Here is a 26,561-nt window from a genome sequence, read left to right as displayed (position 1 = left end):
TGTTCTGTGTGTCCTGCGTCGATTGGTCTGTCAGGTTTTGCGGCAGCTAGAGCGCCAGCCCCGCTCCCCCGACGTTGGAAAACGCCTGCGCGTTGCTGGCTTCCATACCCTCAAAGTTGCGGGCGTTTGCCCTGATGTTCTGGCTGATGGAGTCCAGCGCCTCACGCAGGGAACGCGCTGAGGTGTTCCAGCGGACCATGAGGTTGTCAAAGCTGGCCTGCGCGGCGCCGGCCCAGGAGCCACGCACCCCGTCTACGACGCCTTGCAGGCGGGTGAGCTCTCCCTGCACCTGGCTGTTGGTGTCATCCACGCGTCCCGCGGTTGCCACCATGACGTCGGCTTCAGTACGGAATAGTCCTGCCATGTTGTTCGCCCCTCCTCGAACTCGCCCGGGTGACCTTTTGCCCCCGGAAATGTGATGGATAGTGTTCCTTGCTTTCAGTGGGCACAAGCACGGCCACAGTGCGGCCCCACCGCCACGGCGGCTACGCGCGATGCGCGCGTCCGCTGGCGGAACAACGGTCAACCCCCCGACGGGGCGCTTATTCCCACGCTTTCCCTGATGGTGCCGGGAAAGGCGGTGCCCTGACCGTCCTATTTCTCTTTGACTGATTGCGCGCCCATTCGGTTCCCACCCGTATCAACCAGCCTGTCCAGCCGGTGTGCGCACCTCCGCGGAATCCACGGCGACCCGGCAGGCGGCACGCTGCGCCACGGTGGCTTGCTGGCGGGTCTGGCACCCAACGCTGACGTGATAGCCCTGCGAAATCCATGTGGTCCACTCCACTTCAGACCCATCGCCCGGGGTTTCGCGGTACCGCATGCGCTCATCGGGAGTAGCGGGGGCGTCGATACGCGTCAGCGTAGGGTCCTCCTCCACCATCGCTGCAACCTCTTGTACAACCGAGGCAGGCGCTACCGAATAGATCGGGTCCGCGGCCACATGAATGCGCAGGTCCGCATCCGCCCCGGTGAGGATGAACCCGTTGGCATCGAGCGCACTGGCGTGGAATCCCGCCGGGGTGGACACTTGCATCACCCCCGCCTCATGCTGCTGGTTTTCCTGCACCGCCGGAGTCTCCGGGGGCGTCGAGGAGGGCGCGGCATGGTCTTGTGCTGGTTCTTCGTGTTCGGTCTGGCTCATCAGCGCAGGTGGCGCCACGGTGTTATCCAACGAGAACCAGGACAGGCCCACCACCGCCACCACGACGGCGGCGATTGCCAGATGGATGGGTGTCACCCTGCCTCGCGTGCGCGACGGCCTGCGGTCCGGGCGGTAGAGGCGCATGGTGGAATCGATGTCCTCATAGCCGTCATCATCGCCCCCGCCGTCACCGTACAAGGCGTCACCGTAAAGACCGCCACTGTAAGGACCGTCACCGTAGGGGTTATCACCGTAGGGATCATCACCGTAGGGGTTATCGCCGTAGGGCCCAGAGCCCCCATAGCCAGCGTCATCGAGTTCGCCGGCGTTAAGCCCCTGAGCTTCCGGCTCCCTCTCGCGGTACTGGCCATCCTGCTCATGCGGGGTAGCCGGTGGCTCCGGCACTGTGCCTTCCGGCAGTGCTGGGGTGGCGCGGCTAAGCAAGGCATCGGCAGGCCCAGTCTCGGCAGCGGGTGCTGGTTGGGGCGCGTGCGGGTCTTCATTCGCGGTCGCGTCGACCCCCGCATCGCGAAAAGCCAGCAGCAACGCCTGGACCTCGGCGGCATCGAGTTGCCAGGAGAGGTGCACCACCACGGTGAGGTGTGGGAAATCAAGGGCGTAGAGCTGGCGAACTTGTTCCACGACCGCAACTCGCGCCCAGGGGGCGGTCAGCAGCGGACCGGCGAGATCGTAGCGGTAGACGGTATCGGCGCCGGCGATGACCGTTGCCGCCTCCATGATTGTCACTGTGCACTGCGGCAGCGCCTGCTCGGTCATGCGGTTTCCTTTCTTGCGGATTCGGGAAGCGCCACGTGGATCGTTCCCAGCGTGGTTCCGCCGTGCTGCCAGATCGCCCTGCCCGGACGCTGCGCCGTTGGCTTGATGCCAAACAACGCGCCCTCGTCACGGTCGACGTCGAAAAGCACCACCGTGGGCACCTGGTCTTTCAGGGCAGACAGGAAGGGCTGGAACAGCGCCCTGCCGGCGCCCCCGGCCTTGCGGGCGACCACCAGGTGGAGGCCGATGTCGCGGGCGTGCGGCAGCAGCTCGGCGAGCTCGGCTAGATGGTGATCGGCGATGAGATCGCAATCGTCGATGAAGACAAACAACTCCGGCCCCTGCCACCAGCTGCGCTCACTGAGTTGGCGGGCGCTGACGTCCGGTCCGGGCAGCCGGGTGCGGGCGGTAGCAACCGTGTCGGCGAGCACGCTGCCCACCGCGTCGCTCGTGGCGGCGTAGGCGGCGAGCATGTCTTCGGGGATGTCGCCCAGGTGGGAGCGGCGTTGATCAATAAACACGATGCGCGCGGCATCCCGACCCAGAGCGCAGACCCCTTCTGCCAGGCTGGCGAGCAGCGTCGATTTGCCGCACCCGCGAGTACCCATAGCCACCAGGTGCGGGCTGCTATCAAAGTCCCAGGCCACCGAGGTCAAGCGCGGTCCGCCGATCGCACAGGCAATCCCCGCGCCGGTGGAGGGCAGCTGATCGCGGCCGATGGATTCGGGCAGCACCTTCAGCGGCGCAACGGGGCGATCGCCGCGCTGGGCGCACTGCCGGGCAATATGGGCGACATCTTGGTTGGCGGTACATGCCAGCAGCATGGGTTCTCCCTCATGGGTGATGCCGCGCCCCGGTCGGGCGGGGAGCTGCTGTTGTGCTTTGCGGTCGATGAGCGAATCCATCGCCTCGCCGAGGCGCAGCTCCATGCGCATGGTCATCAGGTCCCGGATGGCGGGACGCAGGAGCGTCCAGCGTGGGGTGGTGATGATGAGGTGGACGCGGGCGGCGGGGCCGTCGGCAGCCATGGAGGTAATCGGCTCGACCAGGTCCTCAAAATCTGTGCACACGCTGTGCCATCCGTCGATGACCAGGAAGGTTTCCCCGTGTCCGGCAGGGCCGTCGCAGATCAGTGTGGTGACTTCATCGATGATCCGCTCGACGCGCTCGGGCTGGCTGCGCCCGGCTACCCCGGCCACATGCGGCAAGGTGGAGAGGTAGTCTAGCCCGCCGCCGCCGAGGTCAAGGACGTAAAAGCTGACCTGGTCTGGCGAGTAGCGCAGGGCAAGCGCGGCGATAATGGTCCGCAACGCCGTGGTCTTGCCCGTCCGCGGCCCACCGCACAGGGCCAGGTGTCCGCCGCCGCGAGAAAAGTCCAGGACGAGGTGGTCTTGGCGTTGCTTGTAGGGGCGATCGATGATGCCCACGGCAGCCTGGCACCCAGACGACCCGCTCGCATCTGCATCGCCAGTTCCCTCCTGGTGAGAAAGCTGGGCGAGCCCAATGTGTTCTGGCAGCGGCGGCAGCCAGATGCGGTGGGCCTGCTGATTCCGCTGGGCGGCGGCAGCCACGCACACGTCCACAATGCCGTCGAGAACGGTCGTGGAATCATCCAGAACCACCTCTGCCTGGCTGCGCTCCTCGCCGTCATCGCGCCGGTAGAAGGGCGCAATGTGAACGTCCGGCTCGGCGCTCGGGCTGTCTGGGGTAGATCCAGGTAGCTGCGCGAGCCGAGGTGCGGGCCCGGAGACATAAGCTGCCTGGAAACCTACCACCCCGTCCGCGTCGGCCTTGAGGTAGCCGGCCCCGGGGCGTGAGGGCAGCTGGTGGGCGTCCGGTACACCGAGGACCTGGCGGGATTCTGCGGCGGAAAACGTGCGCAGACCAATGCGGTAGGACAGGTGAGAATCGAGTCCGCGCAGTCGGCCTTCGTCGAGGCGTTGGCTGGCCAGCAGGAGGTGGACGTGCAGGGAGCGGCCCAGGCGTCCCACGGCAACAAAGAGGTCTGCAAAGTCTGGGTGTTGTGCCAGCAGTTCAGAAAACTCGTCGAGCACGATGAGCAGCGCGGGCAGCGGCGCGAGGGTCGGGTCGGCGGCGCGGGCGGTGTTGTAGTCCGTGACGTTGGCGCAGTTTCCTGCCTGGCGCAGCACCTCCTGGCGCCTATTGAGCTCCCCGGAGATCGCGTCTCGCATGCGCTCGACCAGCACGGATTCTTCTTCAAGGTTGGTGATCACCGCGGAGGTGTGTGGCAGGCGGTCTAGTCCCAAGAAGGTCGCCCCGCCCTTGAAGTCCACCAGGACAAAGTTGAGTTCTTCCGGGCTGTGCGTTGCGGCGAGGGCGGCAACCAGGGTGCGCAGCAGCTCGGACTTCCCGGACCCGGTGGCCCCGATGCATAGCCCGTGGGGCCCCATGCCCCCGTGGGCGGATTCTTTCAGGTCAATGACCAGCGGTGTTGCCTCCGGCTGGCCGGGCGTGGCTGCGGTGACAAGTCCCAAGGGGACGGCGAGGCGCCTGCTGGCCGGTCGCGGCGGCCACAGCGCGGGCGCGGTGAGGTCGTCGAGGGCGCGCCAGCCGAGGAGACCCAGGAGCCCGGAGGCGGCCGAGTGGGTGTGCGCGGTGGCGGTGGTGGGGCGTCGATACGCAGCCAAGGCGCGGGCGAGATGGCAGGCCTGCTCGACGCGCAGCGTGTCCGCCGCCCCAATGTCTTCGGTCCCGTCTGCGGTGTGGACAAGCAGCCGGTCGGTGATAGTCAGCGCCAGGCCCTCCTCCGCAGCGCGCTGGTGGAGCGGACCGTGATCGCCGGCATCAACACCAATGACCACCGTAAAGGGAGTCTCCTCGGTGCTGGTGATGTAGTCATTTCCGGCCTGGCCGACGGCGATGAGCACCCGGTGGCGCGCCTGCGGCACCCGCGCGGAATGCGGCAACCATTTGTGCCACTGCCACTGCTGCGCATGCCCGCCGAGGATCTCCACGGACACGGCTTCTGGCCCGTGGGCCACCGCCAGCTGGCAGATAAGGGCGCGCGCGAGCCCCGCCGCACCAGGACCGTTCAGGCTGATCAGGCGGAATGCGGGAAGCGCGATGACCACCGGCATCCCGCCGACGGTATTGACCGCGCGCACCGTCGCCCGCAGGGAGACCGCACACACCGGGTCTAGGTCTTCTGCCGCGCCGGCCTCCCCCACCTCCACGGGGGTGCACAGGGCGGCAGGTCCGGTGCCCACGCGCACGTGGAGGGCGTCGGGGTCTTCCGGCGCGCGTTCCCACTGCCGGGCGGTACCCACCAGCCACCCCAAGTCCTCCGGGTGGGGGTTGCGGTGCAGCTCGGCGGCGCGCTGTTCATCTCCCCTGGCCAGGGCGGCTTCGCGCAGGTGGCCAAGGTGGCGCAGGTAGGTACGTCGAGTCTCGTCCGTATCCGCCCCTGCGGGTGGAGAAAACATCATAAGAAAGCTCATGCCCATCATCAGCGGCATAACCAGCATCATGGGATTGATGGTCCCCGCGGAGACCACCATGACGATGATCATCGCAGCCATCGCGGCGACCATGACCACCGGCATGAGCAGCCGCAATAAGGGGGTAGACCCGGGGCGGTTGGCCGGCGGAATGGGCTCGGCACGCAGCGGCTCGCTGCCCACCGTGGGAACCGGTTCGCGTTGCTCAAAGGTGCGTGTGGCGATGACAAAGGCGTCATCGTCGATGGGTGTCATGGCGTGTGACAAGGCGGTGGTGGCCACCAAAATTTCCCCCCGATTGTGTATCTTCCCCCAGCTCACCGGGCGTGTGTGCCGGATCCTGAGGCTGCGGTTATCACCCCGAATTCCCCCCGGGGTGTGGACATGGCCGCCAGTATAGGCCATCATGGTCACCAATCGGGGGTTCAAGAAAAATCTTCTTCCCCCGCATCAGCCGCGGAGCCCGCCTTGGGGGTTCGGCCACGCGGTCACTGACGTGCACAAAGGGGGAAATAACTGTGCCCATGCCTACCGATCACCTCAGACGGGTGACCATGCGTTTCATCGTGGGCGGCTGCCAGCGAGAATCGGACCTGACCATCCCGGCGAGCTGCGCGCTCGCAGACGTCCTGCCAGAAGCCGCCGACCTGTGCGCGGCTCCCCGTCCCGCACGCCCCTGGCAGGCGCGCACCCCCGCCGGAGTGCTTATCGACGCCGCCGTCGCCCTCGCCCACACTCCCGTGCGCGATGGCAGCCTCATCATCGTCGAACCAACCGAGTCGCGTCCGGCCCCCGTGATCCGCGATGCCGCCGAGGCTCTCGCCGCCACGGACTCCCGGCACTCGCCGTGGCCCCACGGCGACCTGGTGCTTCCCGAACGCACCACCGCCACCCTATGCTGCCTGCTCGGCGCGGTGGGCCTGGCCGCGCTGGCTGTTCCCTGGCTGCCGGCCTGGGCCATCGCAGGAATACTCGGCGGCAGTCTATTGGCCATTGTGGTGTGGTGCCGCGAGCTCACCGAGGTGTGCTGTGCGGCCATATCCTGCCTGGTAGCCAGCGGCGCCCTGTGGGTCAGGGCGGGGGCTTCCGGGGCGCTTGCCCACGCCAGCCTTCCGGCCGTGATCGCCACCGCGACCCTCCTGGGTGTCCTCGGCGTGCTTATTCCCGCGTGGCTGCGCATCCGGGGCTGGGGCGTGAGCACTGTGTGCGCGGGGATGACCGCCCTGGCGCTGGTCGGGTGCGGCCTGGGTGGCTGGGCCATTTCCCGAACCCTGCTGGGTGCCAGCGCAGCTGTGTGCGCGGCAGGGATGGGTGTGTTGCTGAGCACACCCGGCCTGGCAACGGCACTGTCCGGGTTGCGAGTACCCGTGCTGCCCACCGCCGGGGAGGATCTTGCGGCCAGTGACACCGCAGACCCACACGTCACGCAGCGTGCCGCGCGCGCCCGCCGAATACACACCGGCATCACCGCAGGAGTCGCTGCCAGTGCCGGCCCAGCGTTGGTGCTCATGGGGTTAGCTGCTCGCCAAGACACCGTTCATTCCGCCTTCGGGCTGGTGCTGGGCATCGCGGTAGCCGGTGGCGTGATCTTCCATGGCCTGCGCCACATCACCCCGGGGTGCCGCCTGTCCTACGGCACGCTTGCGGTCGCGGGGATGCTGGGAGCAGCGGTGGCGGGAACCAGCGTCCACGCACACCCAATAGCGGCGGCCATCGTTGGTATCACCGGAATGACCGCGCTGAGTAGTCCGCTATGGATCTCGCGGCTCGGCTCCCCCCAACCCACCACGGTGGCCTGGCTAGAAAAGGCCGAATCGCTGCTGGTTGCCGCCGTCTTCCCCCTCGCCGCCCACCTGATGGGCCTGTTCGCGCTGATCCGGGGGCTGGGATGATTACGCTTCCACCTTTGTGGTCCCGCAGGTGGGTTATGCCGTTGGCCGGTGTGCTGCTCGCCGCCTCAACACCCCTGCCCGTCGGCGCCGAACCAACCGAGACGGACCCCGGCGCCGCATGCGCGAGTCCGCTGTACCCGATTGCCCCGCAGCCCGGCGCGCAGCCCGCCCATCCACAGGTCGATCCCGATCAGCTGCGGGATGCCCACCGGCTGGCCACCGGCGCCGGGGTCACGGTCGCGGTCATTGATACGGGGGTCAGCGCCCATCGGCTACTGCCCCGCCTGAAGGCCGGGCCGGATCTGGTGGACCCGAGTGATGCGAACGCGCTGCGTGATTGCGACGGCCACGGCACCATCGTCGCCGGAATCATCGCCGCCAATCCCGGCCACGGCGACGAGCCTCTGTCCGTGGGAATCGCCCCCGACGCCACGCTGCTGTCCATCCGCCAGTCCTCCGCGCACGCGCGCCGAACCCAAGGGGAGGAAGACACGGACTCGGCGGATTCCGATGCCAGCCAAGCACACCGCGGTACCCTCGCCTCCCTGGCCACGGCTATCGACGCCGCCGTCACCGCCGGTGCCCGAGTAATTAATATGTCCGTCGTCGCCTGCGTGCCCGCCGATACTGCCGGCCGCCTCGACACCAGCGGCCTCGACGCTGCGTTGAGCAAGGCAGAGGCCGCGGGCACGGTGGTCATTGCCGCGGCAGGAAACACGACCGGGGACTGCGACGCCACCTCCGTGGTCTATCCCGCACATTCACCCACCGTGCTCGCCGTGACGGCCACGTCCGATGCGCACAATCGCGCCGACTACGCCCTGCCCGCCGCCCCTGGCGCCGCCAGTCTTGCCGCCGCGGGACTCGCCCCGGTGGCCTTAAGCCCCGATGGCCACGGCCTTGCCATCGGTTTGGGTTCCGGCCCGGCGGGGCGACCACACCAGGCGACTCCATTTGCCGGCACCAGCTTTGCCGCGCCGGTTATTGCCGGTACGGCGGCGTTGATCATCCAACGCCATCCCGATTACTCTGCCGCCGATGTTCGTGCCGTGCTGCGTGCCGCCGCCCAGCCGCCCTGGGGAGGCATCAACATCGCCCACGCCACCAGCACCGTCGGGGTTCCCGCCTACGGCGAGTCACCGGCGCCCGCGCGAAGCATCGCGCCAGCACACCCGGCAGATACCCGGGCGGCGCGCCGCGCCACCGCACTCAGCCTGGTGTTGGCAGCGGCCAGTGCCCTGGGCGTAGTCGTGGCGGGCATCATCCACGGGAGCGCACCCCGCCGCCAGCGCCCCCAGCTGACCTAGCTGCCCACCACCTGGACGCGCAGCGCATGCTCCCGGTCCAGCGGGGTGCCCTGCGGCAGGACGGAGATCACCGGCCAGGGGGCAGGCTGCGGGTCGGATAGGCCCAGCACCTGTCTATCCTCCGGATGAGGCAGCCCATGGCGCACCCCGTCTGCCCCAATGACGTGAATGCCCGCCCCGGTGTCAACCGCCCGGGCGCCAGCCGCATCGGCGGGGCTGTGGAAGGCGTCTGCGTGGAAGGCCCCGTCCGCAGACTCGGGAAGCTCCACACCACTGCTCAGGCCATCCGTGCCATCGAGCACGCCGACGGTGGAGCCATCATCAATCGCGCACGGTGGACTCTGGGCTGGGTCAATGAAGTCCAGCTCCTGAGCCGGCAGCTGCACCACGTAGTCCCCACCCAGATCCGGCAGTGCGGACATCTCCTCAGGCGTGCGCACCCGCACCGGCGCGCCCAGATCTGCCAGCAGGTCACGCTGCAATCGAGTAATGGGGCGCACCGCGTTATCGTGCGCTATCCACGATTCCTCCTCCGTGTCAATGACCTGCGGCAGCGGGCTGGGCCAGGACAACGCGGGGCGCTCAACAATGGCGCTAAGTACTGCCGCAGGGGGCGTCCACAAGGGCGTAGCATCCGTGATGCCCAGCCGGCGGCGCAGCGCCCTGCCCTGGGGTGTGTGCGCTGCGGGCATGATGGCCCGCCCAGATGCAGTGATCAGCATGTCCGTGCCGTGGGCGCGGGCCAGAATGCCTTGAGACTCGGACAGCGCCACCGGTGCCTGCCCGAAGCGCACAACGGTGCGCGCCTGCGCATCCGCACCAGGCCCGGAACACAGTGCCCAGTGGGCGTCGGAAAGCGATGGGGCGCTAAACCCCGGCGCATCCACGATGCCCACCGTCGGCCCATGGTGGAAGCCCGCCAGGGCCGCATCAGACACCGCCGCGGGCTTATCGGGCGCACCGGCAATCAACCGCGCAGAAGCCAGATTGTTCACCGCATGGACCGTGTCATCCACCCGCACGTACAGCTGCCCGCTGCTAGCCCGCAGGATCGTGGCATCGCGCGGCTGCGCACGCGGTGACACCAGGGCAAACAGCCCCGCCCCGAGGCTGAGCAACACGGTGGCCACCAGCCCAAAGATCAGCGCGCGACGCCGCCTGGCCAGCGGATCATGGATCATACGAATATCGCCAAAAACGAGCCCGTGGTGGACCCGCCGCACCAGGAAGCGGTGCCCAGTGACCTGCGCCCGCGTTGTGGGCGCGACAAAGCCAGAAGCGGCCATGATTTTCCCCCCGAAAAGTGTGGTGTTTTCTCCCTCCGCCGAATCATCCTAGCGGTTCTCCCACGCAAGCGGAAGGGGACCGGGGTGTCCAGCAACCCTGCACCCGCATGTCACCGGTCACCGCGACCGTGAGCTCGCTAAAGAAGATAACCGGCAGCCCACCCCACAAGGGAGGACTGCCGGTCAGCGCTGTTTTAAGCAGATCTCTAGCTCAGGTTGGCGTACGCCCCCTGCACCGTGGACCAGCCGCCGCAGACGGTGCTCAGCGATTCGGTCTGGTGCGCAGCGATGGGCTTGGTTGACCGCGGCTTGGTTATGGGATTGGGTTGGCAGTTGACATACAGGTTGATGGTTTTTGGCGAGTCGGTGTCGTTGGTGCACGTCGCCTTCACGTAGTTCGACTCTCTATACACCGTGCAGGCATCGTCCTGGGTTGCCCCCTGGGCTACGGCCGGGCCTACTAATGCGCTCGCCGCCACGGCGCACGCTGCTGCGATGGACAGCTTCTTGGTTGACATGAGTTTTCTCCCTTCATGTGGCGCTATCCCTGAATCAGGGGGTAGCTCTGTTTTCCGGTATCACTCTCATGAAACTGCGCAAGCTCCAGCTTCCTGGTGCTCAACAATAGGCAGATAGCACCTCTGCTGGCTAGGGTTTTGTTATTTATCTCACTGCGCCCCACCAGCACCGCAGCCGCCACACCACCCCGTCACTGAGCAACCGGATCCCCACCACGGGCGTGCTCCCCCTCCGGCCCATCGCGCACCGACACACCCCCACGCCCTGTGCGCCCCCACATCCCCACGCGCTACAGCGTGGGGATCTTCTGCCCAGTGAAGTCGTCGTAGCCGTCGCCGTCGGCGTCCTTGAACGGCGATCGCGCCTTCTCCGGATCGTCCTCGGGGCCCAGCTCGTGTTCGCCCTTGTAGTTGTTGGGCTCGGTGGGCCGATGATAGTACGGCTCGTCTGCGTCGTCGGCGCCGGTGGCTACGCCGGCCTGTGCCTTGGTGCGCACCGGGTTGCGCTCATCGAGGGGGTCGGGTGAGTCTCCGCTTTCGCGCATGGCGGTCAGTTCGGCGTCGGTGAAGGCGTCGTTGACGGCGAAGATGGTGACGTTGTGGTCTGCGTAGACGGCGGTGACGCCGGGGGTGACCCACAGGCCGTCGTTAATCCTGGCGTTGTATTCCTGCGCGGGCCAGAAGTTTCCGGGCGACAGGTAGTAGTACTTGACGTGCATGCGCTCGGCGGCCTCGTCAACGTGGTTGCGTTCGTTGGGGGCGCCCGGGTTGCCGGCACCGAGGGCGTTGCCCCACCAGTAGAGCAGTCGGGTATCTGACTCGCGGTCATCGCTGGGCCAGTCGTAGTGGCGCATGACGGACGGCAGCCCGTTGTAGGCGTACATCCAGCCGTGCCCGTCGGCGGGCTCGCCCATGATCATGCCGTCAAAGGCGTGGGGTTGTTTGGCCAGCCAGTCGAAGGCCTTGCGGTCATAGGCGCTGACCATGCGGTCATCAAAGCGGGAGGCGGTGATGGCCCACCTGGCGCCGCGATGAATCTCATCGGTCTGGTGAACGTAGACGCCCCAGGCCACGGGGATGGCCAGCAAGATGGAGGCCAGCGTGGTCCAGCGCCGCCAGCGCGTCACCGGCCCGAGGGTGACCAGTCGGATGAGCACCGCTATGCCCACTCCGGCGGCGGCGAAGCAGTACATGCCCACGGGCATGACCAGGCGGTGGGCCATGGAGTAGTGCAGCCCGCCGATGAATCCCAGCCAGTCTGTCCACGGATCGCCCAGCGGGGTCAGCGCGTTGGCTGTTACGGCCAGGCTGAACAGGTAGAACAGCGGGGCCCACAGGTTGCGGCGCCAGAAGATGAGCACTATCCCGCCGATCGCCGCCGCCCACAGCACCCAGCGCAGGTCAAAGTCGCCGAAGCTGTCGACGTGCCGGGTGTTCATGGTCAGCGCCTTCATCCAGGCCTCGCCGGCGGTGACGTCTTCTTGCCCGGAGAACGCTGCCACTTCCTCGGTGACCTCCGAGCCGACGAGCAGCTGCGGAAGCAAGATGAGCACCCCGATGATGCCTGCGACGGCGAGTACGGCGACGTCGTGAAGCCGCACCCGAATGGCAGCGCGCAGCCCGCTTGGCGCAGTCGATGGCGCAAAGACCAGGTAGAGCAGCCACCACAGCAGCAGCGCGCCGACAACGACCGTCGCCGAGGACGGATGCATCTGCGTCATGCCCATCAGCGCCATCGCCGCGGCGAAGATGAAAGAGGGGCGGTACGGCACCGTCATGAACATCGCCGTGACAATCCCCGTCACCGCAATGGCCGCAACATAGGGCCACGCGCCCACGTAGCTGCCCACCCAGTACACCGCGGGCGCCCCGGGAATCATCAGCGCACCCAGGGCGGCACCCAGCTGCGTGGTCATCCCGCGGGAGCGCATCATCTTCCACGCCAGCAGGCCCACCGACAGCGGCAGGCCCAGACCCGGCACAACGATGCTGGCCACGTTGACGGCCTCCACCGGGGACACGCCCAACAACTCGGCGATGAAGTACACCCCGGCATGCCACCCGCTGGGGTAGTACATGCTGTTGTGGGTTTCAATATTGTGCAGCTCCCCCATCCGCGTGGGCGACGCGATGCCTTCTTCCAGGATGAAACGCACGACGTTGGCGTGCCACTGCACATCCCAACCCTGGAAAATGTTGTCCAGCTTGTCCGGGGTTTCCTCCAGGAAAGAGAAGGACTGAGCGATGATCGCCCAGGCGCCAATGATCACGCCAATGCCGGGGATCGCCCACACCGGATCCGCCACTGAGCCGGCGCGGCGCTGCGGGTCCTGCCAGAACCGCCACCCAGCCGTCCCATCCAGCCCCAGGGCGCCGCGCAGCCAGCGTTTCGCGCGCGCTGCCGCGCCACCGGCCTGCTCAGCATCGTGCGCGTCTGCGAGCGCGGTGGCCGTGGCCGGCTCAATGGTCCGCGGTGCAGCCACGGCGGCCACAACCTCAGGCTGCGCATCCGCCGCACCCTTGACGGACTCCACTGCCCGCACGGATTCCAACAATCCCGCGTGCCGACGCCCCCGCGTCGCCGCAGCCAATCCCGTCGCCGCCGCCAGATCCGCCGCATTGTTGAGGATGTCCGCCTGCGGATCAACAAAGACCACCGCGGCCAACACCGCGGCGGGCGCCTCCGGAGCCGCAACGGGTCGCCCGGGCTTGGGGCGGGCCGCAGGAAACACCGCCACCGGTGGCGCCTTGGCCGTCGCCGGGGCGCCTGCCGAGGCCGCTTGCGCAGCGGTGTTCAGCGACGTCGTCGCCGGCCATCCCCGCGCCGACCGCTCCGGGGCCACCACCGCGTGCCGACGCCGCCACCACGCGCACCCGCCACGCCACGCCAGCGCCAGCACCAGCAACAACACCCACAACACGGTGACGGTTGCCACGTCATAGCGCCACGGAGTCAGCCCCAGCAGCCACGCCGCCAGACCAAACAAACCGAAGCTCACCGGCAACGCCCCCGCGAGCGCCCACGGAACCTTTAACCCAGACGCCCAGTTGAGCAAAAAACCCGGTACAACGAGGATGAGCACCGAAAGGTACACGATAGTGGCGGTATCCATCAGCAGGCGCCTGTTGTCCTTTCTGCTCCTCGAGCCGGTAATGTCCCCCATAAAATACCCGCCGCGCCCGGCGTGTGGCCAGGACGCCCCGCCGGCTCCCGCGGGACAAGGGGAGACACAGTCGCATCGATTCTAACGTTTGCCTGCACCGGCGGGGCCAAACAGCCCCTCATGACAGCGACCGCCGCGCGCGCGTTACCTCCGCACGGGCCGCCAACTCGGCCGCATCCGGGTACTCCACGCCAACCAAGTCCAAGCCGCAGGCGGGGGCGACCGGAACCCGGGAGGAACGCGAGCGCAGCTCCAAGACCTCCGCAGCAAAGCCCGCTTCTCGACGCCCCTCCCCCACCACCAGACAGCAGCCCACCAGCGAGCGCACCATCGACCAACAAAAGGCATCCGCACTGACCTGTGCCTCATACAGCTGCGGCTGCGTCGGCGTAGAAATATCGCGCCACACAAAACTCTGCACGTCGCGTACCGTCGTGGCATGCGGGCGCGCCTTACAAAACGCCGCAAAATCATGCAGGCCAATCAGCTCATCCGCGCAGCGCTGCATCGCTTGCACATCAACCGGCTTGGCCCACCACGCGGTTTCGCGCACCCGGGTGGGCAACACGCCAGCACTAGCCGTGGTTACCCGGTACCGGTAGTGGCGGCGCAGGGCGGAAAAGCGCGCATCAAAGCCCTCCGGGGCCAGAGTGCACGCGCTGAGTCGAATATCTTCTGGCAGCAGCCGGGACATGCGGCGCACCAGCCGCGCCGGATCGCCATCAATGCTGCGCTGCTCCAGCGCGCTGGCCGGAATATCGCAGTGGGCCACCTGGCCGGATGCATGCACCCCGGCATCGGTGCGCCCCGCCACCGTCAGAGCCACCGGGACCCGCAGCACCAGCGAAAACGCATCCTCCACAACCGCCTGCACCGTCCGCAACTGCGGATCCTTTTGCCGGGCCCAGCCATGAAAATCCGTCCCGTCATAGGCCAGATCCAGGCGCAGGCGCACCATCGCCTCAGGCAGCGCCATCACGCCACCCCCAGGCGCCGCGGCAGGCTCATCAACGCAGCGCACAACGCCACCAGCCACACCCCGGCAGCAGCAAGGAAGATCTGCTCGTAGCGACCGACCGGCGCCAACGGCACATCCCGCAGCGCCGCTGCGACCAGCAGCGCCATCCCAGCGGCCATGAGCACCGCGCAGATTGTTGCCACAACGACCATCGGGCGGCCGACCAAGCCTGGCGCAGCTGCGACAGAATCGCCCACCGGGATCTGCGCGCGCCGTGCAGCCAGCGCAGTTGCCACGCACGCGCTCCACACGGCGAGCATCGCCACAGCCCAACCCACCTGGTGCAGCCAGCCCACGGCGAAGAACTGCCCCAGAGCCGCCACCAGCCAGGCGCCCCCTGTCGCGGCAACGGCGAAGCCCACCGCGCGCGCCCCTGCTAGCGGGCGCCCGGAGCGTGCGCGCAGCCGCGCCATGGACACTCCCGCACCGAACAGCAGCACGGCGCAGAGGACCTGTGCACCAAAGAACCAGCCGTACCCCGGACTGCACACATACCGGGGAGAAAACGCGTCGGTGATATCAGCGCAGCCGGGTGTGCCGACATCGCTGGTCAGGCTGAAACTCCCCGAGTATTCACCCCTCATCAGTACAACGGCAATCAACCAGCCGACAGCCTGCACAACGGCCGCCGCGGCCAGCGCGATTCCGCACCGGGGCGCCTGCTTCATAGTGCCCATGTTCTCCTTCACACTCAGGCCCGGCGAGGGTGCGGGCCAAGGTACCAAGCGTAGCAAGAGCCGCCACCTCCTACCGGCAGGTTACCGGAAGGTGGCGGCGGCTCCGCGTGTCCTACTCAGGCTCGATTCCCGCTCACCCGCGCGTCCACGGGCTGGCAGGATCCGGCCTTACAGGCGCCCTACTTCTTCTCGTCGAAGTCCTTGAGGCCCTTGGTGTCGAACTGCTCCTTGCGGACAGTCTCGGTGACGGTCTCGGTGTCCTGGACCGCCTCCTTGGAGAGGTTGATCTTCTCCACCGGAACGGTGTCCTTGGAAACGTTGACGCGCTCCTCGTGCAGCGTCACAGAAGCCTCTTCCTCACCGATCTTGCCGGAGAAGTTAGCGGCCTCCTCCTCGGAGATCGGGGTGCGCTCAATGCGGACCTCTTCGCGGGACACCGGAACCTCGACGGTCTCCGTGTCCTCTACGACGTACTTGCGCAGGCGAGCCTCGCCGGAAGCGACGCGCTCCTTCTCCACGTTGAGGCGCTCCTCGGAGCGGATGATCTCACCATCGTTGGCAGCCGGGGCAGCCTTCTTCTCCTCGTGGCGAACCTCGCGCTTGTCGGCGACCTTCTCCTCGGCGACCTTCTTGTCCTCGACGGACTTGTCGGCGACGTAGCCGGCGCCAGCGCCAGCGCCTGCACCAGCGGCGGCGTACTCGGCGCCGTGGCCGGTCTCAGTGGTACGGGTGCGGAAGCCGCTGACCTCGGGGGCATCCTGCACGCCGTAGTGGCGGTAGAGCTCCTCCTGCTGCTCACCGGTCAGGTTGCGGTCCGCATCCTGATCGGGGGCGTCCTTGATGCGGTCCTTGGAGAAGGCCAGCTTGAGGTCATCGCCGTCCAGGGAGGCACCACGCAGCGGGACCAGGCTGGAGCTCAGGCCGAACAGGCCGTGGCCAACCTCAACGAAGGTCGGCTGGCCGGTGTTGTCGTCGACAAAGATCTCCTTGATGGAGCCGAGCTTCTCCCCAGCGTTGTCGAATGCGGTCGCGTCGAACAGGTCCTTCAGTTCACGCTCGTTAGCCATAGAGTGTCCTTTCATGGTCGAGTCTCGCCCGAAAGGCAGTGCAGGTAAAGCGGCGCACCGCCCGGGTATCTACGGGCGAAAAAGAGTTAGTTCTTAACTTCACGCAGTTCCAAGGAACGCAACCCTTGGAACCGATCACCACGATAGGCGCGTTCTCGGGTGCATTGCAGCCGCTACATGGTCCAAACACCCCCGAAGTGCACCCATATGGCCGCTTAAGCATGAACGTTGAAAGGGAATCCCAATGTGTTGACCAGGGACTTGAAGGTAGTACCCACCCCAAAACTAGCTAATTCTGGATAGACCTTTAAGACTTGGTCACAGTTGCATAACACCCCCGCGGGCTGAATAAAAAGTCCCGTTGCGTCGTTGGCAGCAGCCCTAAGGGGAGGGCAAACATGCGCAAACCCCGGCCCCGCGGTCGCGTGCATGGCACGCCGCGGGCCGGGGTCCAGCCTTAAGTAGACCTAAAGGCTACTTCTCTTCGGCAGCGGCAGACTCGGTGGTCTCCTCGGCGGCCTCAACAGCCTCGGCCTCGGTGGCCTCGGTGGCTTCGGCCTCAGTTGCCTCGGGAGCCTCGGGAGCCTCAGTCTCGGCCTCGGCCTCAGCCGCAGCATTGTCCTGCGCAGCCTTCTTCGAGGCCGCCGCGCGGGTGGCGCGGGTGGCGGCGGTGGAGACGGTCTCCTCAAGGATCAGCGAGATCTGCGACATCGGAGCGTTGTCACCGGTACGGTTCTCCAGCTTGATGATGCGGGTGTAGCCACCCTCACGCCCTTCAAACTTCGGGGCGAGATCATTAAACAGGTGGGCGACGACGTCCTTGTGCGGAACCTTCTTGAGCACCTCGCGGCGATCCGCCAGGGTGCCTCTCTTCGCCTTGGTGATGAGCTTCTCCGCGTACGGGCGCAGCATCTTCGCCTTGGCGTCGGTGGTCTTGATCGCGCCGTGCTCGAACAGCTGAGCAGCCAGGTTAGACAGGATCTTTCGCTGGTTGCTCGACGAGCCGCCGAGTCGAGCGCCCTTCTTGGGGGTAGGCATTAATTACTCCTCGTGTGGATTGGTATGAGCGAGCGACTTCTTACTCGGTTTCTTCGGCTTCATCGTCTACGAAGTCACCGGTGGCGGCGTCGTAGCCTTCCAGCGTCGTCGGATCGAAGTCCGCCGGCGCATCCTTCAACGTCAGGCCCAGGCTCGAAAGCTTGATCTTGACCTCGTTGATGGACTTCTGCCCGAAGTTGCGGATATCCAGCAGGTCGGACTCGGTGCACTCGGCAAGCTCACCGACGGTGTGGATTTCCTGGCGCTTCAGGCAGTTGTAGGAGCGCACGGAGAAGTTCAGGTCCTCGATCGGCGTGTTGTAGGCGGCCATGAACTCGGCGTCCCGCGGGGACGGCCCGATCTCAATGCCCTCGGCCAGCGTGTTGAGCTCACGGGCCAGGCCGAACAGCTCAACAAGCGTCTTGCCGGCGGACGCCATGGCGTCCCGGGCGGAGATGGAGTTCTTGGTCTCTACGTCAATGATCAGCTTGTCAAAGTCGGTGCGCTGCTCCACGCGGGTGGCCTCGACCTTGTAGCTGACCTTGAGCACCGGAGAGTAGATCTGATCGACCGGAATCCGGCCGATCTCCCCGCCGCCGGTGCTTGCCGCAGGCACGTAGCCGCGGCCGCGCTCGACAACGAGCTCAATATCCAGACGCCCCTGCGCGTTGAGGGTGGCGATGTGCAGATCCGGGTTGTGGATCTCCACGCCGGCCGGGGGCTGGATGTCACCGGCGGTGATCTCCCCTTCGCCCTCCTTGGACAGGTACATGACCACAGGCTCGTCAGAGTCGGAGGACAGCACCAGGGACTTGATGTTCAAGATGATGTCAGAGACATCTTCCTTGACCCCGTTGATGGTGGTGAACTCGTGGAGCACACCGTCAATCTTCACGCTGGTCACTGCCGCGCCCGGGATAGAGGACAGCAGCGTGCGACGCAGGGAGTTGCCAAGGGTGTAGCCGAAACCCGGCTCCAGCGGCTCGATGATGAACCGCGAACGGGACTCGTCGACGAACTCCTCGGTCAGGGCCGGACGATGGGAAATGAGCATGGGACTCTCCTTTGGCGCCCGCTATTTGACGCCGATAGCTGGAAAGAAACGAAACAGATGAAGCTTGAAGTGAAGATGAAACCATCCGGATGCCGGCGCGCCGCGGGCCCGCGGGGACCACGGGGGCGTCGACAAGCGAATGATTACTTCGAGTAGAACTCGACGATGAGCTGCTCCTGCAGCGGAACGTCGATCTGCGCGCGCTCGGGCAGCTGGTGCACGAGGATGCGCAGGGAGTCCGGAACAACCTGGAGCCACGCCGGAACGACGGCGTCGGACAGGTTCTCCTGGGCCTCTTCGAACCACAGCATCTTCTTGGAACGATCGCGGACATCGATGATGTCATACTGCGAAACGCGGAAAGAAGGAACGTTGATGTTCTTGCCGTTGACGGTGAAGTGGCCGTGGGAGACCAGCTGGCGAGCCTGGCGGCGAGTCCGCGCCAGACCGGCACGGTAGATCACGTTATCCAGGCGGGATTCCAGCAGGATGACCAAGTTATCGCCGGTCTTACCGTTGAGGCGCGCGGCCTCCTGGTAGTAGCGGCGGAACTGCTTTTCCATCACGCCGTAGGTGAAGCGAGCCTTCTGCTTCTCCTGCAGCTGGATGAGGTACTCGGACTCCTTGATGCGAGCGCGGCCAGCCTGTCCCGGAGGGTAGGGGCGACGCTCGAAGGACATGTCCCCGCCGACGAGGTCGACGCGGAGACGACGAGACTTACGGGTTGCAGGGCCGGTGTAACGAGCCATGTGTGTTTACCTTTCCTTTCCCTTAAACGCGACGACGCTTCGGCGGACGGCAGCCGTTGTGCGGCTGGGGCGTCACATCCGAGATCGAGCTGACCTCGAGGCCGGCGGCCTGGAGGGAACGGATAGCGGTCTCACGGCCCGAGCCCGGGCCCTTCACGAACACGTCAACCTTCTTCATGCCGTGATCCATCGCCTTGCGGGCGGCGTTCTCAGCGGCCAGCTGAGCGGCGAAGGGGGTGGACTTACGGGAGCCCTTGAACCCGACGTGCCCGGAGGAGGCCCACGAGATCACATCGCCATTGGGGGCGGTGATGGAGACGATCGTGTTGTTGAAGGTGGACTTGATGTAAGCGTGGCCCTGGGCCACATTCTTCTTGACGGCGCGGCGGCCAGTGCGGCGTGCGCCAGAGCGTGTCTTCGGAGGCATGTGTTACTTCTTCTTTCCGGCGATCGTCTTCTTGGGGCCCTTACGCGTACGCGCGTTGGTCTTGGTGCGCTGACCGCGCACCGGCAGGCCACGGCGGTGACGCAGACCCTGGTAGGAACCGATTTCGATCTTGCGGCGGATGTCAGCCTGAACCTGGCGGCGGAGGTCACCCTCGACCTTCCAGGAAGCTTCGATCACGTCGCGCAGCGAGCTGATCTGCTCATCGGTCAGATCATCGGTGCGCAGATCGGGAGAGACGCCGGTCTCCTCAAGCAGCTTGGCGGCACGGGCGGGGCCGATGCCGTAGATGTAAGTAAGAGCAACCTCCATGCGCTTATTGCGCGGGAGGTCGACTCCAGCAAGACGTGCCATTAGGCAGTACCTTTCCGGTTTTTACGGTGGTTTTCTCCCCGTTCATCCTTGCCACGCGACACGTTGTCCGGACCTTACCGGAGGGTGGGTCGTGGTTTGCAAGGCTTCAGCCACCGTGGCTAAAGGTTGGCAGCGTCAGCCCAATCACCCACGCTGGGGCGGGCCGACGCCTGGAATGGGGAGGCGAAAAATGTCCTACTTGTAGCGGTAGACAATCCGACCGCGCGAGAGGTCATACGGAGACAGCTCCACGACCACGCGGTCTTCGGGCAGGATACGGATGTAGTGCTGGCGCATCTTCCCACTGATGTGGGCCAGAACCTGGTGTCCGTTGTCAAGCTCTACCTTGAACATTGCGTTCGGCAAGGGCTCGATGACACGGCCCTCAACTTCGATGGCGCCTTCCTTTGCCATATCCTCCACTTCCCGCTGACGAGTATCTGAGTGCGATCACCGGCGTGTGCGCACACTGCGCCCACGTTATCCATGTGATCCTGGGTCACTGTACACGCGTCTAGCAGCAATACCAAACCCCCGTCCCCCCGAGCTTATCGACGCCCCCGTCCCCGCCACGGTGGCGGGGGTTGCGCTTAGCGCTGGAGCAGCTTCGCCGCAAAATCGATGGGCACGAACATTTGCTTTCCGCTGAGCACCGCGGAGTGCACGCCCACGAGGCGCCCCTGGGCGTCAAAGACGGCGCCGCCGGAGTCGCCGTGCCGGCCGTTGGCGGTGGAGAGCATGTACTTCTCCGGACCATAGTGCCAGTGCCCGGTCTGCGCACCGTCGGAGACGATCCTGCCTTCGCGCTGGCTGACCGCGCCGACGCGCCGAACCGTATCGCCGGGGCGCAGGTCGGCGGACCGACCGATCTCTACGGGATGATCGACGGTAACGGTGTTGGGGTCCAGATCAATGCGCACGACGTCGACGTAGTAGCTGGGATCCGCCTGGTTGCCCAGCGCACCGATGGTGCCAATGGGCGTGCGGTCCATGTGGACAACGTCGCCGACCTTAAAGCCCTTCGGGTCACAGTGGGATGCGGTCAGCGCGGTGGTGGCGTCCACCAGCGTGATCGAGCAGATGGCCATGCCCACGCGGATCATCGTGGTGTTGGTCAAGGTTAGTTTGGAGTTTTCCGCACTGGTGGCCACCCCCGACATGGCGACAACAGCCGCCAAGGCCAGCGCAAGCGAGCGAAGAAGACGCATGCAGATTTCACTACTCCTCGTAGAGATTAATAAACGTAGACCATGTCCCCCGCCTGGAGGCGATCAAAGTACACCACGGCGTCATCGTGCCGTAGGTGAATACAGCCGTGGGACAACAGGTTGGTGTTTCCTTCATGGAACGCGTGCCCGTTGTTGGTGAAGTATACCGAGTAGGGCATCGCCGCGTCATCGTGCTCCTTGGACACGTCATGCTCGACCTTGCGGTTGACGTAGAACGTCCCCCGCGGCGTGGCCGTCTCCGGCGACGGAGCGCCCGCGGACATGGGCACCGGCCCGTAGGAGACCTCACCGCCGTCCTGGAGCCACGTGCGGCCACCGGCCAGGTCGACGCACGCGTCAGCCTCCCGCGGGCACGGGCCCGTATCCACACGCGGCGCCGGAGCCGGTGCCGGGGCTGGTGCGGGCTGGGGCGCCGGGGCCGGGCGCCGCTGCTCCTCCCGCTGCGCTAAGGCTCCCGGAAACAGGGCCTCTACGGAACCATCCACAGCCTCCCGGGCGGGGTCCGCCAGCTGCGGAGGCAAGCCCCCCAGCTGGCCGACCACTTGGTCGCGCACGCCCAAGGCGTCACGCTGTACCTGTGAGCTGAGCTCCTGGGTGTCCGGGAGCGAAGAGCCGGGAATTGCCGGTGCCGGCGGCAGCGCGGGGGCCGCGCTGGCCGTGGCAGGTAGGTAGACAAGCGCGCCGGTGGTGGCGCCGGCGGCAGCCGCGGTGAGCACGCGCTGGCGCGTCGCCGAGGGCTTGGCGTGACGGGGCTGGTAGAACATGGTTCCGTAGTATAACCCTCTACGCACAATCGCCGTATTGGGCCCCGTCAAGCCAACCTTTTAGCGCGGTCGGGGGGTGAGAATCCGCGGGCCTTGGGCGGTAGCCGCCACGGTGTGTTCCCAGTGAGCCGCCCACGTGCCGTCGGTGGTGACCACCGTCCAGTCGTCGTCAAGCACCGCGTTGTCCCCGCTGCCGAGGGTGAGCATCGGCTCGATGCACAGGGTCGTGCCCTCCGAGATGATCGGGCCGCGGCCGGGGCGCCCCTCGTTGGCCAGGAACGGGTCCTCGTGCATCTCATGGCCAATGCCGTGACCGCCGTAGCCGTCCACGATGCCCAGGGTGATGCCCCATTTCTGTGCCGCGGCGTCGGTGGCCACTTCCAGGGCGTGGGAGACGTCCGTGAGCCGCGCACCCGGCACCATCGCGGCAATGCCCTGCTCCATGACCCACTTGGTGGCCTGGTTGAGACCGCGCGCCTGATCGCTGCCGGCCTCGTCGCCGCCGCAGATGAAGCTCCAGGCGGAGTCGCCCACCCAGCCGTCTAACGTCGCCCCGCAGTCGATGGAGACCACGTCGCCGTCCTGCAACACCGTGGAGTCCCCGGGGATGCCGTGCACGATGACGTCATTGACGGATGCACAGATGGACGCCGGGAAGCCCTGGTAGCCCAAGAACGTGGGGTAGGCGCCGGCATCCCGAATGGTTTGTTCTGCCACGGCGTCGAGTTCCGCGGTGCTCACCCCCGCCCGGGCCGCGTCGCGCACCGCGACAAGGGCCTTGCCCACGATGGCGCCGGCTGCCTCCATCGCGTCTAATTCCCCGGGGGTTTTTCCCGGGATCCGCTTTGTTTTCTTAAAACCCATGTGGGCTCCTTTTCGTTGTCGTCGTCGGTGACGGTGCCATGCTGGCATCGCTGTGTTGACAGGGCGTAAAACACAAAGCCCCCGGGCAGCCACGCCCCGAAGCGGTGTGGCTCCGGGGGCCGCGGTCTGGGCCCAGGGGGAAGAGGGGGTCCGTGACCCTCTAGTTCTTCAGTGCGGAAATCTTGTCCATGGCGCGCTGGTTGATCTCCTCGACGGTACCTTCAGCGTCGATGGTGATCAGGGCGTCACCGTAGTGTTCGATCAGCGGCGCGGTCTCGTCGCGGTACACCTGCAGGCGGGTGCGGATCGTCTCCTCGTTGTCATCGGCGCGGCCGCGGGAGAGCATGCGCTCGACCACCACGTCTTCGCTGACCTGGAAGTTGAGCACGCCGTCGAGGGCCGTGTTGGACCCTGCGAGCAGCTTTTCCAGGATGTCCGCCTGCTCCACGGTGCGGGGGAAGCCGTCGAGCAGGAAGCCCTCGCGGGCGTCCTCCTGTGCCAGGCGGTCTTCAACCATGCGGGCCGTCACGTCCGTGGGCACGAGCTTGCCGGCGTCGATGTATTCCTTGGCCTCCAGCCCCAGCGGGGTGGAGTCGCCGATGTTGGCGCGGAAGAGATCGCCGGTAGAGATATGGGGAATGCCCAACTTTTCTGACAGAAGTGCGGCCTGGGTGCCCTTGCCGGCACCGGGGGGGCCGAGGAGTACGAGTCTCATTTGAGCAGTCCTTCGTAGTTGCTTTGGAGTAGCTGGCTTTCAATCTGCTTGACGGTGGTCAGTGCCACCGACACAAGAATCAGAATAGCCGTACCGCCGAAGGCCGTCATGCCCGCACCGTTGGCACCAGCCACGCCCATGTCCAGCGCCAGGTTCGGCAGCACCGCGATGATGCCCAGGTAGAGGGAGCCGACGAAGAGCAGGCGGTTCATCACGTAGGCCAGGTAGCGGGCGGTGGGGCGCCCGGGGCGGATGCCCGGGATGAAGCCGCCGTACTTCTTCATGTTGTCTGCCTGATCGTTCGGGTCGTACTGCACAGACACGTAGAAGTAGGAGAAGAAGATGATGAGCACGAAGTACAAGACGATGTACTGCCAGGACGACGGGGACTGCAGGTGGGCGATCACGTTGCGCTGCCACCAGTTGTCCTGCACGCCCTGGTTGCCGGAGTTGACAATCTGGGTGATCAGGATCGGCATGTAGATCAGGGAGGACGCGAAGATCACCGGGATAACGCCGGCCTGGTTGACCTTCAGCGGCAGGTAGGTCGAGCTGCCGCCGTACTGGCGCCGGCCAACCATGCGCTTGGCGTACTGGACCGGAATGCGCCGCTGTCCCTGCTCGACAAAGACCACGCCGACGACCAGGGCGATGACCGCCAGGACCACGAGGGTGAACACCATGCCGCCGGAGGTGTGCAGCACGTCAACACCGTCGCGGGGAAGACGGGTAGCAATGCCGGCGAAGATGAGCAGAGACATACCGTTGCCAATGCCCTTGTCGGTAATCAGCTCGCCGAGCCACATGACCAGCACCGCGCCGGCCGTCATGGTGACTACCAGGACGATGAGCGTCCAGATGTTGCGGTCCATGCGCAGCACCTCAATGCCCTCGCCGAGCAGCTGGCGGCGATCCGCCAGCGCGACAATGCCCGCGGACTGGAGCAATGCCAGCGCCACCGTGAGGTAGCGGGTGTACTGCGTCATCTTGGTCTGCCCGGACTGGCCTTCCTTCTTCAGCTGCTCGAAGTGAGGAATAACCACCGTGAGAAGCTGCACGATGATCGACGCCGTGATGTAGGGCATGATGCCGATGGCAAAAACCGACAACTGAAGCAATGCGCCGCCGGAGAACAGGTTAATCATGGAATAGACGCTGCCCTGCTCATCGGTGAGCTGGTGCAGCCTGTCACTAATAGACGCGTAATCAACCCCCGGCGAGGGGATCTGTGCACCGATGCGGTACAGGATGATCATCGCGACGGTAAACAAGATCTTCTTCCGAAGATCGAGATCCTTAAATGCCTGGATGATGGCGGACACTTATCCTCCTGGCTTCGCCGCAACACCCACCTAACCGGGGCGCATCCGGCACGCTGCGCGATCATTCCACCGCCGTGAGCCGAACCCCAATCAGGTACGTGACCTGCGAAGAGTTACCTAAATCTGTTGCGATCTCTCGCCCTTAACCACCCGCTGCACGCAGTGGGGAGGGACATGCGTCAAGGACGTCAGACACGATTGACTGTTCCACCCTACCAGCTAGGAGCCCCTGGGCAGATTCTCCCCCCGCATTTCTTTGGCATACCTATTTTCACGTGCATAAAACCCCGCGGCAGGATCCCTTCGAGTACACCCGTCGGGGCCCAAAGGTATCCCCCACCCTCTGCTTTCCCCCAATGCCAACAGCCCCCGCCGCGCGCCCATATGCGGGGCGTGCTGCGGGGGCTGGAATACCACCGAGGGGGGGTATTACTTGGCGGCGGTGATGGTGCCGCCGGCGGCCTCGATCTTCTCCTTGGCGGAGCCGGAGAACTTTTCAACGGTGACGGTCAGCTTGGCGCTGAGTTCACCGTTGCCCAGGACCTTGACGGGCTCGTTCTTGCGAACCAGCCCCTTGGCTGCGATGTCAGCCGAGGTGATCTCGCCGCCGTCCGGGAAGGCCTTGCCCAGGTCGCCGACGTTGACAACCTGGTAGTAGACCTTGTTGGGGTTCTTGAAGCCCTTGAGCTTAGGCAGCCGCATGTGGATAGGCATCTGCCCACCCTCGAATGCTGCGGAAACCTGCTTGCGGGCCTTGGTGCCCTTGGTGCCGCGGCCGGCGGTCTTACCCTTGGACGCCTCACCGCGACCGACGCGGGTCTTGGCCTTGTTCGCGCCCTTGGCCGGGCGCAGATCGTGGAGCTTAATGATGTCGCTCATGTGTTACCTACTCCCCTGCCACTTCTTCGACGTCGACCAGGTGGCGGACCACGTTGATCTGGCCGCGAACGGCAGCGTTATCGGGCTTGACCACGCTGTGGCGGATCCGCTTGAGGCCCAGGGCCTCCAGGTTTGCCCGCTGCTTGGGGTTCGAGCCCACGGTGCCGCGGACCTGAGTAATCTTCAGTGCCATGGTGTTTAGGCCTCCTGTCCAGCGCGTGCGCGCAGCATCCGGGCCGGGGCGACCTCTTCGATGGACTTGCCGCGGCGGGCTGCGACCTCTTCGGGGCGCACCAGCTGCTTGAGTCCGGCGACGGTGGCGTGGACAACGTTGATGGCGTTGTCGGAGCCCAGGGACTTCGACAGGATGTCCTGGATGCCCGCGCATTCGAGCACGGGGCGGGCAGCGCCACCGGCGATGACACCGGTACCGGGGGCGGCAGGCTTGAGCATGACGCGCCCGGCGGCGGCTTCGCCGATCACCGGGTGGGTGATGGTTCCGGCGACCATGGGGACGCGGAAGAAGTTCTTGCGAGCTTCCTCGGCACCCTTCTGGATGGCCGCGGGAACTTCCTTGGCCTTGCCGTAGCCCACGCCGACCATGCCTTCGCCGTCGCCCACGATGACCAGGGCGGTGAAGCTGAAGCGCCGGCCGCCCTTGACTACCTTGGACACGCGGTTGATGGTGACAACGCGCTCGATGTACTTGTCCCGATCGTCGTGGTTGTTGCGGCGATCGTTGCGGCCGCCACGGCGCTCGGAGTTGTTGTTCTTCTTGTTTTCGTCGGCGGAGCGTCCGCCGTCACGCCGTTCACGTCCCGGCATTACGCGATCCTTCCG

The 26,561-nt window shown here is 65.9% G+C and carries 25 protein-coding genes; 2 read left to right on the top strand and 23 right to left on the bottom strand.

From position 1 onward, the window contains the following. Nucleotides 1–46: 46 nt before the first annotated feature. The 3 genes from LH390_RS02135 to eccCa all read right to left on the bottom strand — a co-directional run bounded on the left by LH390_RS02135 (nucleotide 47) and on the right by eccCa (nucleotide 5,634). Nucleotides 47–364: a WXG100 family type VII secretion target gene (locus LH390_RS02135; protein ID WP_227280812.1), complete on the bottom strand. Its 318-nt coding sequence runs from the start codon at nucleotides 362–364 to the stop codon at nucleotides 47–49. 276 nt (nucleotides 365–640) lie between these two features. Next, nucleotides 641–1,921, bottom strand: a complete 1,281-nt coding sequence (locus LH390_RS02130; RefSeq protein WP_227288257.1) for a type VII secretion-associated protein — start codon at nucleotides 1,919–1,921, stop codon at nucleotides 641–643. Continuing rightward, nucleotides 1,918–5,634, bottom strand: a complete 3,717-nt coding sequence (gene eccCa, locus LH390_RS02125; RefSeq protein ID WP_274709752.1) for a type VII secretion protein EccCa — start codon at nucleotides 5,632–5,634, stop codon at nucleotides 1,918–1,920. Before eccCa ends, LH390_RS02130 begins: the two co-directional genes overlap by 4 nt. Before the next feature lie 269 nt (nucleotides 5,635–5,903). Between eccCa and eccD the strand changes: the two genes are divergently transcribed. After that, nucleotides 5,904–7,271 (top strand): type VII secretion integral membrane protein EccD, encoded by a 1,368-nt coding sequence (eccD, locus tag LH390_RS02120; RefSeq protein ID WP_227280815.1) that lies wholly within the window; start codon nucleotides 5,904–5,906, stop codon nucleotides 7,269–7,271. A 35-nt stretch (nucleotides 7,272–7,306) separates the two neighbouring features. After that, complete coding sequence (locus LH390_RS02115) at nucleotides 7,307–8,578, top strand: S8 family serine peptidase (protein ID WP_227280816.1); 1,272 nt, start codon at nucleotides 7,307–7,309, stop codon at nucleotides 8,576–8,578. Here the strand turns inward: LH390_RS02115 and eccB are convergent. The 20 genes from eccB to rpsE all read right to left on the bottom strand — a co-directional run bounded on the left by eccB (nucleotide 8,575) and on the right by rpsE (nucleotide 26,546). After that, on the bottom strand, nucleotides 8,575–9,864 hold the full coding sequence (gene eccB / locus LH390_RS02110; RefSeq protein WP_227280817.1) for a type VII secretion protein EccB: 1,290 nt from the start codon (nucleotides 9,862–9,864) through the stop codon (nucleotides 8,575–8,577). The two genes, LH390_RS02115 and eccB, sit on opposite strands and share 4 nt — an antisense overlap. 206 nt (nucleotides 9,865–10,070) lie before the next feature. Continuing rightward, entirely contained in the window at nucleotides 10,071–10,382 is a 312-nt protein-coding gene (locus tag LH390_RS02105; protein ID WP_227280818.1) for a hypothetical protein, read from the bottom strand. A gap of 290 nt (nucleotides 10,383–10,672) precedes the next feature. Continuing rightward, a complete protein-coding gene (locus LH390_RS02100) occupies nucleotides 10,673–13,495 on the bottom strand; it encodes a DUF6541 family protein (RefSeq protein ID WP_227280819.1) in 2,823 nt (940 codons plus the stop codon). A gap of 169 nt (nucleotides 13,496–13,664) precedes the next feature. Next, nucleotides 13,665–14,522 (bottom strand): tRNA pseudouridine(38-40) synthase TruA, encoded by an 858-nt coding sequence (gene truA / locus LH390_RS02095; RefSeq protein WP_227280820.1) that lies wholly within the window; start codon nucleotides 14,520–14,522, stop codon nucleotides 13,665–13,667. Beyond that, nucleotides 14,522–15,241: a hypothetical protein gene (locus LH390_RS02090; protein WP_227280821.1), complete on the bottom strand. Its 720-nt coding sequence runs from the start codon at nucleotides 15,239–15,241 to the stop codon at nucleotides 14,522–14,524. The genes truA and LH390_RS02090 overlap by 1 nt, the downstream gene beginning before the upstream one ends. Before the next feature lie 179 nt (nucleotides 15,242–15,420). Continuing rightward, the gene (locus LH390_RS02085; protein WP_227280822.1) at nucleotides 15,421–16,308 is read right to left on the bottom strand and encodes a PRC and DUF2382 domain-containing protein; all 888 of its coding nucleotides are present in this window, start codon (nucleotides 16,306–16,308) and stop codon (nucleotides 15,421–15,423) included. Between the two features lie 474 nt (nucleotides 16,309–16,782). Next, entirely contained in the window at nucleotides 16,783–17,346 is a 564-nt protein-coding gene (rplQ, locus tag LH390_RS02080) for a 50S ribosomal protein L17 (RefSeq protein ID WP_227280823.1), read from the bottom strand. 40 nt (nucleotides 17,347–17,386) lie between these two features. After that, nucleotides 17,387–18,400 (bottom strand): DNA-directed RNA polymerase subunit alpha, encoded by a 1,014-nt coding sequence (locus LH390_RS02075; RefSeq protein WP_227280824.1) that lies wholly within the window; start codon nucleotides 18,398–18,400, stop codon nucleotides 17,387–17,389. 143 nt (nucleotides 18,401–18,543) lie between these two features. After that, a complete protein-coding gene (gene rpsD, locus LH390_RS02070) occupies nucleotides 18,544–19,149 on the bottom strand; it encodes a 30S ribosomal protein S4 (protein WP_227280825.1) in 606 nt (201 codons plus the stop codon). Nucleotides 19,150–19,171: 22 nt separating this feature from the next. Next, nucleotides 19,172–19,576 carry a 30S ribosomal protein S11 gene (gene rpsK, locus LH390_RS02065; protein ID WP_227280826.1) on the bottom strand — a complete coding sequence of 135 codons (405 nt, stop codon included), beginning with the start codon at nucleotides 19,574–19,576 and terminating at the stop codon, nucleotides 19,172–19,174. A gap of 3 nt (nucleotides 19,577–19,579) precedes the next feature. Continuing rightward, nucleotides 19,580–19,948 carry a 30S ribosomal protein S13 gene (rpsM, locus tag LH390_RS02060; RefSeq protein ID WP_227280827.1) on the bottom strand — a complete coding sequence of 123 codons (369 nt, stop codon included), beginning with the start codon at nucleotides 19,946–19,948 and terminating at the stop codon, nucleotides 19,580–19,582. Between the two features lie 195 nt (nucleotides 19,949–20,143). Beyond that, nucleotides 20,144–20,362 carry a translation initiation factor IF-1 gene (gene infA / locus LH390_RS02055; RefSeq protein ID WP_018118368.1) on the bottom strand — a complete coding sequence of 73 codons (219 nt, stop codon included), beginning with the start codon at nucleotides 20,360–20,362 and terminating at the stop codon, nucleotides 20,144–20,146. Nucleotides 20,363–20,538: 176 nt separating this feature from the next. After that, on the bottom strand, nucleotides 20,539–21,156 hold the full coding sequence (locus LH390_RS02050) for a S1 family peptidase (RefSeq protein ID WP_227280828.1): 618 nt from the start codon (nucleotides 21,154–21,156) through the stop codon (nucleotides 20,539–20,541). A 26-nt stretch (nucleotides 21,157–21,182) separates the two neighbouring features. Further along, on the bottom strand, nucleotides 21,183–21,941 hold the full coding sequence (locus LH390_RS02045) for a L,D-transpeptidase (RefSeq protein ID WP_227280829.1): 759 nt from the start codon (nucleotides 21,939–21,941) through the stop codon (nucleotides 21,183–21,185). Between the two features lie 60 nt (nucleotides 21,942–22,001). Then, complete coding sequence (gene map, locus LH390_RS02040) at nucleotides 22,002–22,805, bottom strand: type I methionyl aminopeptidase (RefSeq protein WP_227280830.1); 804 nt, start codon at nucleotides 22,803–22,805, stop codon at nucleotides 22,002–22,004. A 160-nt stretch (nucleotides 22,806–22,965) separates the two neighbouring features. Further along, complete coding sequence (locus LH390_RS02035; protein WP_227280831.1) at nucleotides 22,966–23,520, bottom strand: adenylate kinase; 555 nt, start codon at nucleotides 23,518–23,520, stop codon at nucleotides 22,966–22,968. Continuing rightward, nucleotides 23,517–24,842, bottom strand: coding sequence for a preprotein translocase subunit SecY (gene secY / locus LH390_RS02030; protein ID WP_227280832.1), 1,326 nt, complete (start codon nucleotides 24,840–24,842; stop codon nucleotides 23,517–23,519). The genes LH390_RS02035 and secY overlap by 4 nt, the downstream gene beginning before the upstream one ends. 429 nt (nucleotides 24,843–25,271) lie before the next feature. Continuing rightward, a complete protein-coding gene (rplO, locus tag LH390_RS02025; RefSeq protein WP_227280833.1) occupies nucleotides 25,272–25,721 on the bottom strand; it encodes a 50S ribosomal protein L15 in 450 nt (149 codons plus the stop codon). A 7-nt stretch (nucleotides 25,722–25,728) separates the two neighbouring features. Beyond that, entirely contained in the window at nucleotides 25,729–25,914 is a 186-nt protein-coding gene (gene rpmD / locus LH390_RS02020) for a 50S ribosomal protein L30 (protein ID WP_227280834.1), read from the bottom strand. 5 nt (nucleotides 25,915–25,919) lie between these two features. After that, entirely contained in the window at nucleotides 25,920–26,546 is a 627-nt protein-coding gene (gene rpsE / locus LH390_RS02015) for a 30S ribosomal protein S5 (protein ID WP_227280835.1), read from the bottom strand. Nucleotides 26,547–26,561: the final 15 nt, after the last annotated feature.

Origin of the sequence: Corynebacterium uberis (assembly GCF_020616335.1) — a bacterium.
Taxonomy (GTDB): Bacteria; Actinomycetota; Actinomycetes; order Mycobacteriales; family Mycobacteriaceae; genus Corynebacterium; species Corynebacterium uberis.
Note: the sequence above shows the minus strand (reverse complement) of the source record. Positions and strands in the feature narration are given on the sequence as shown.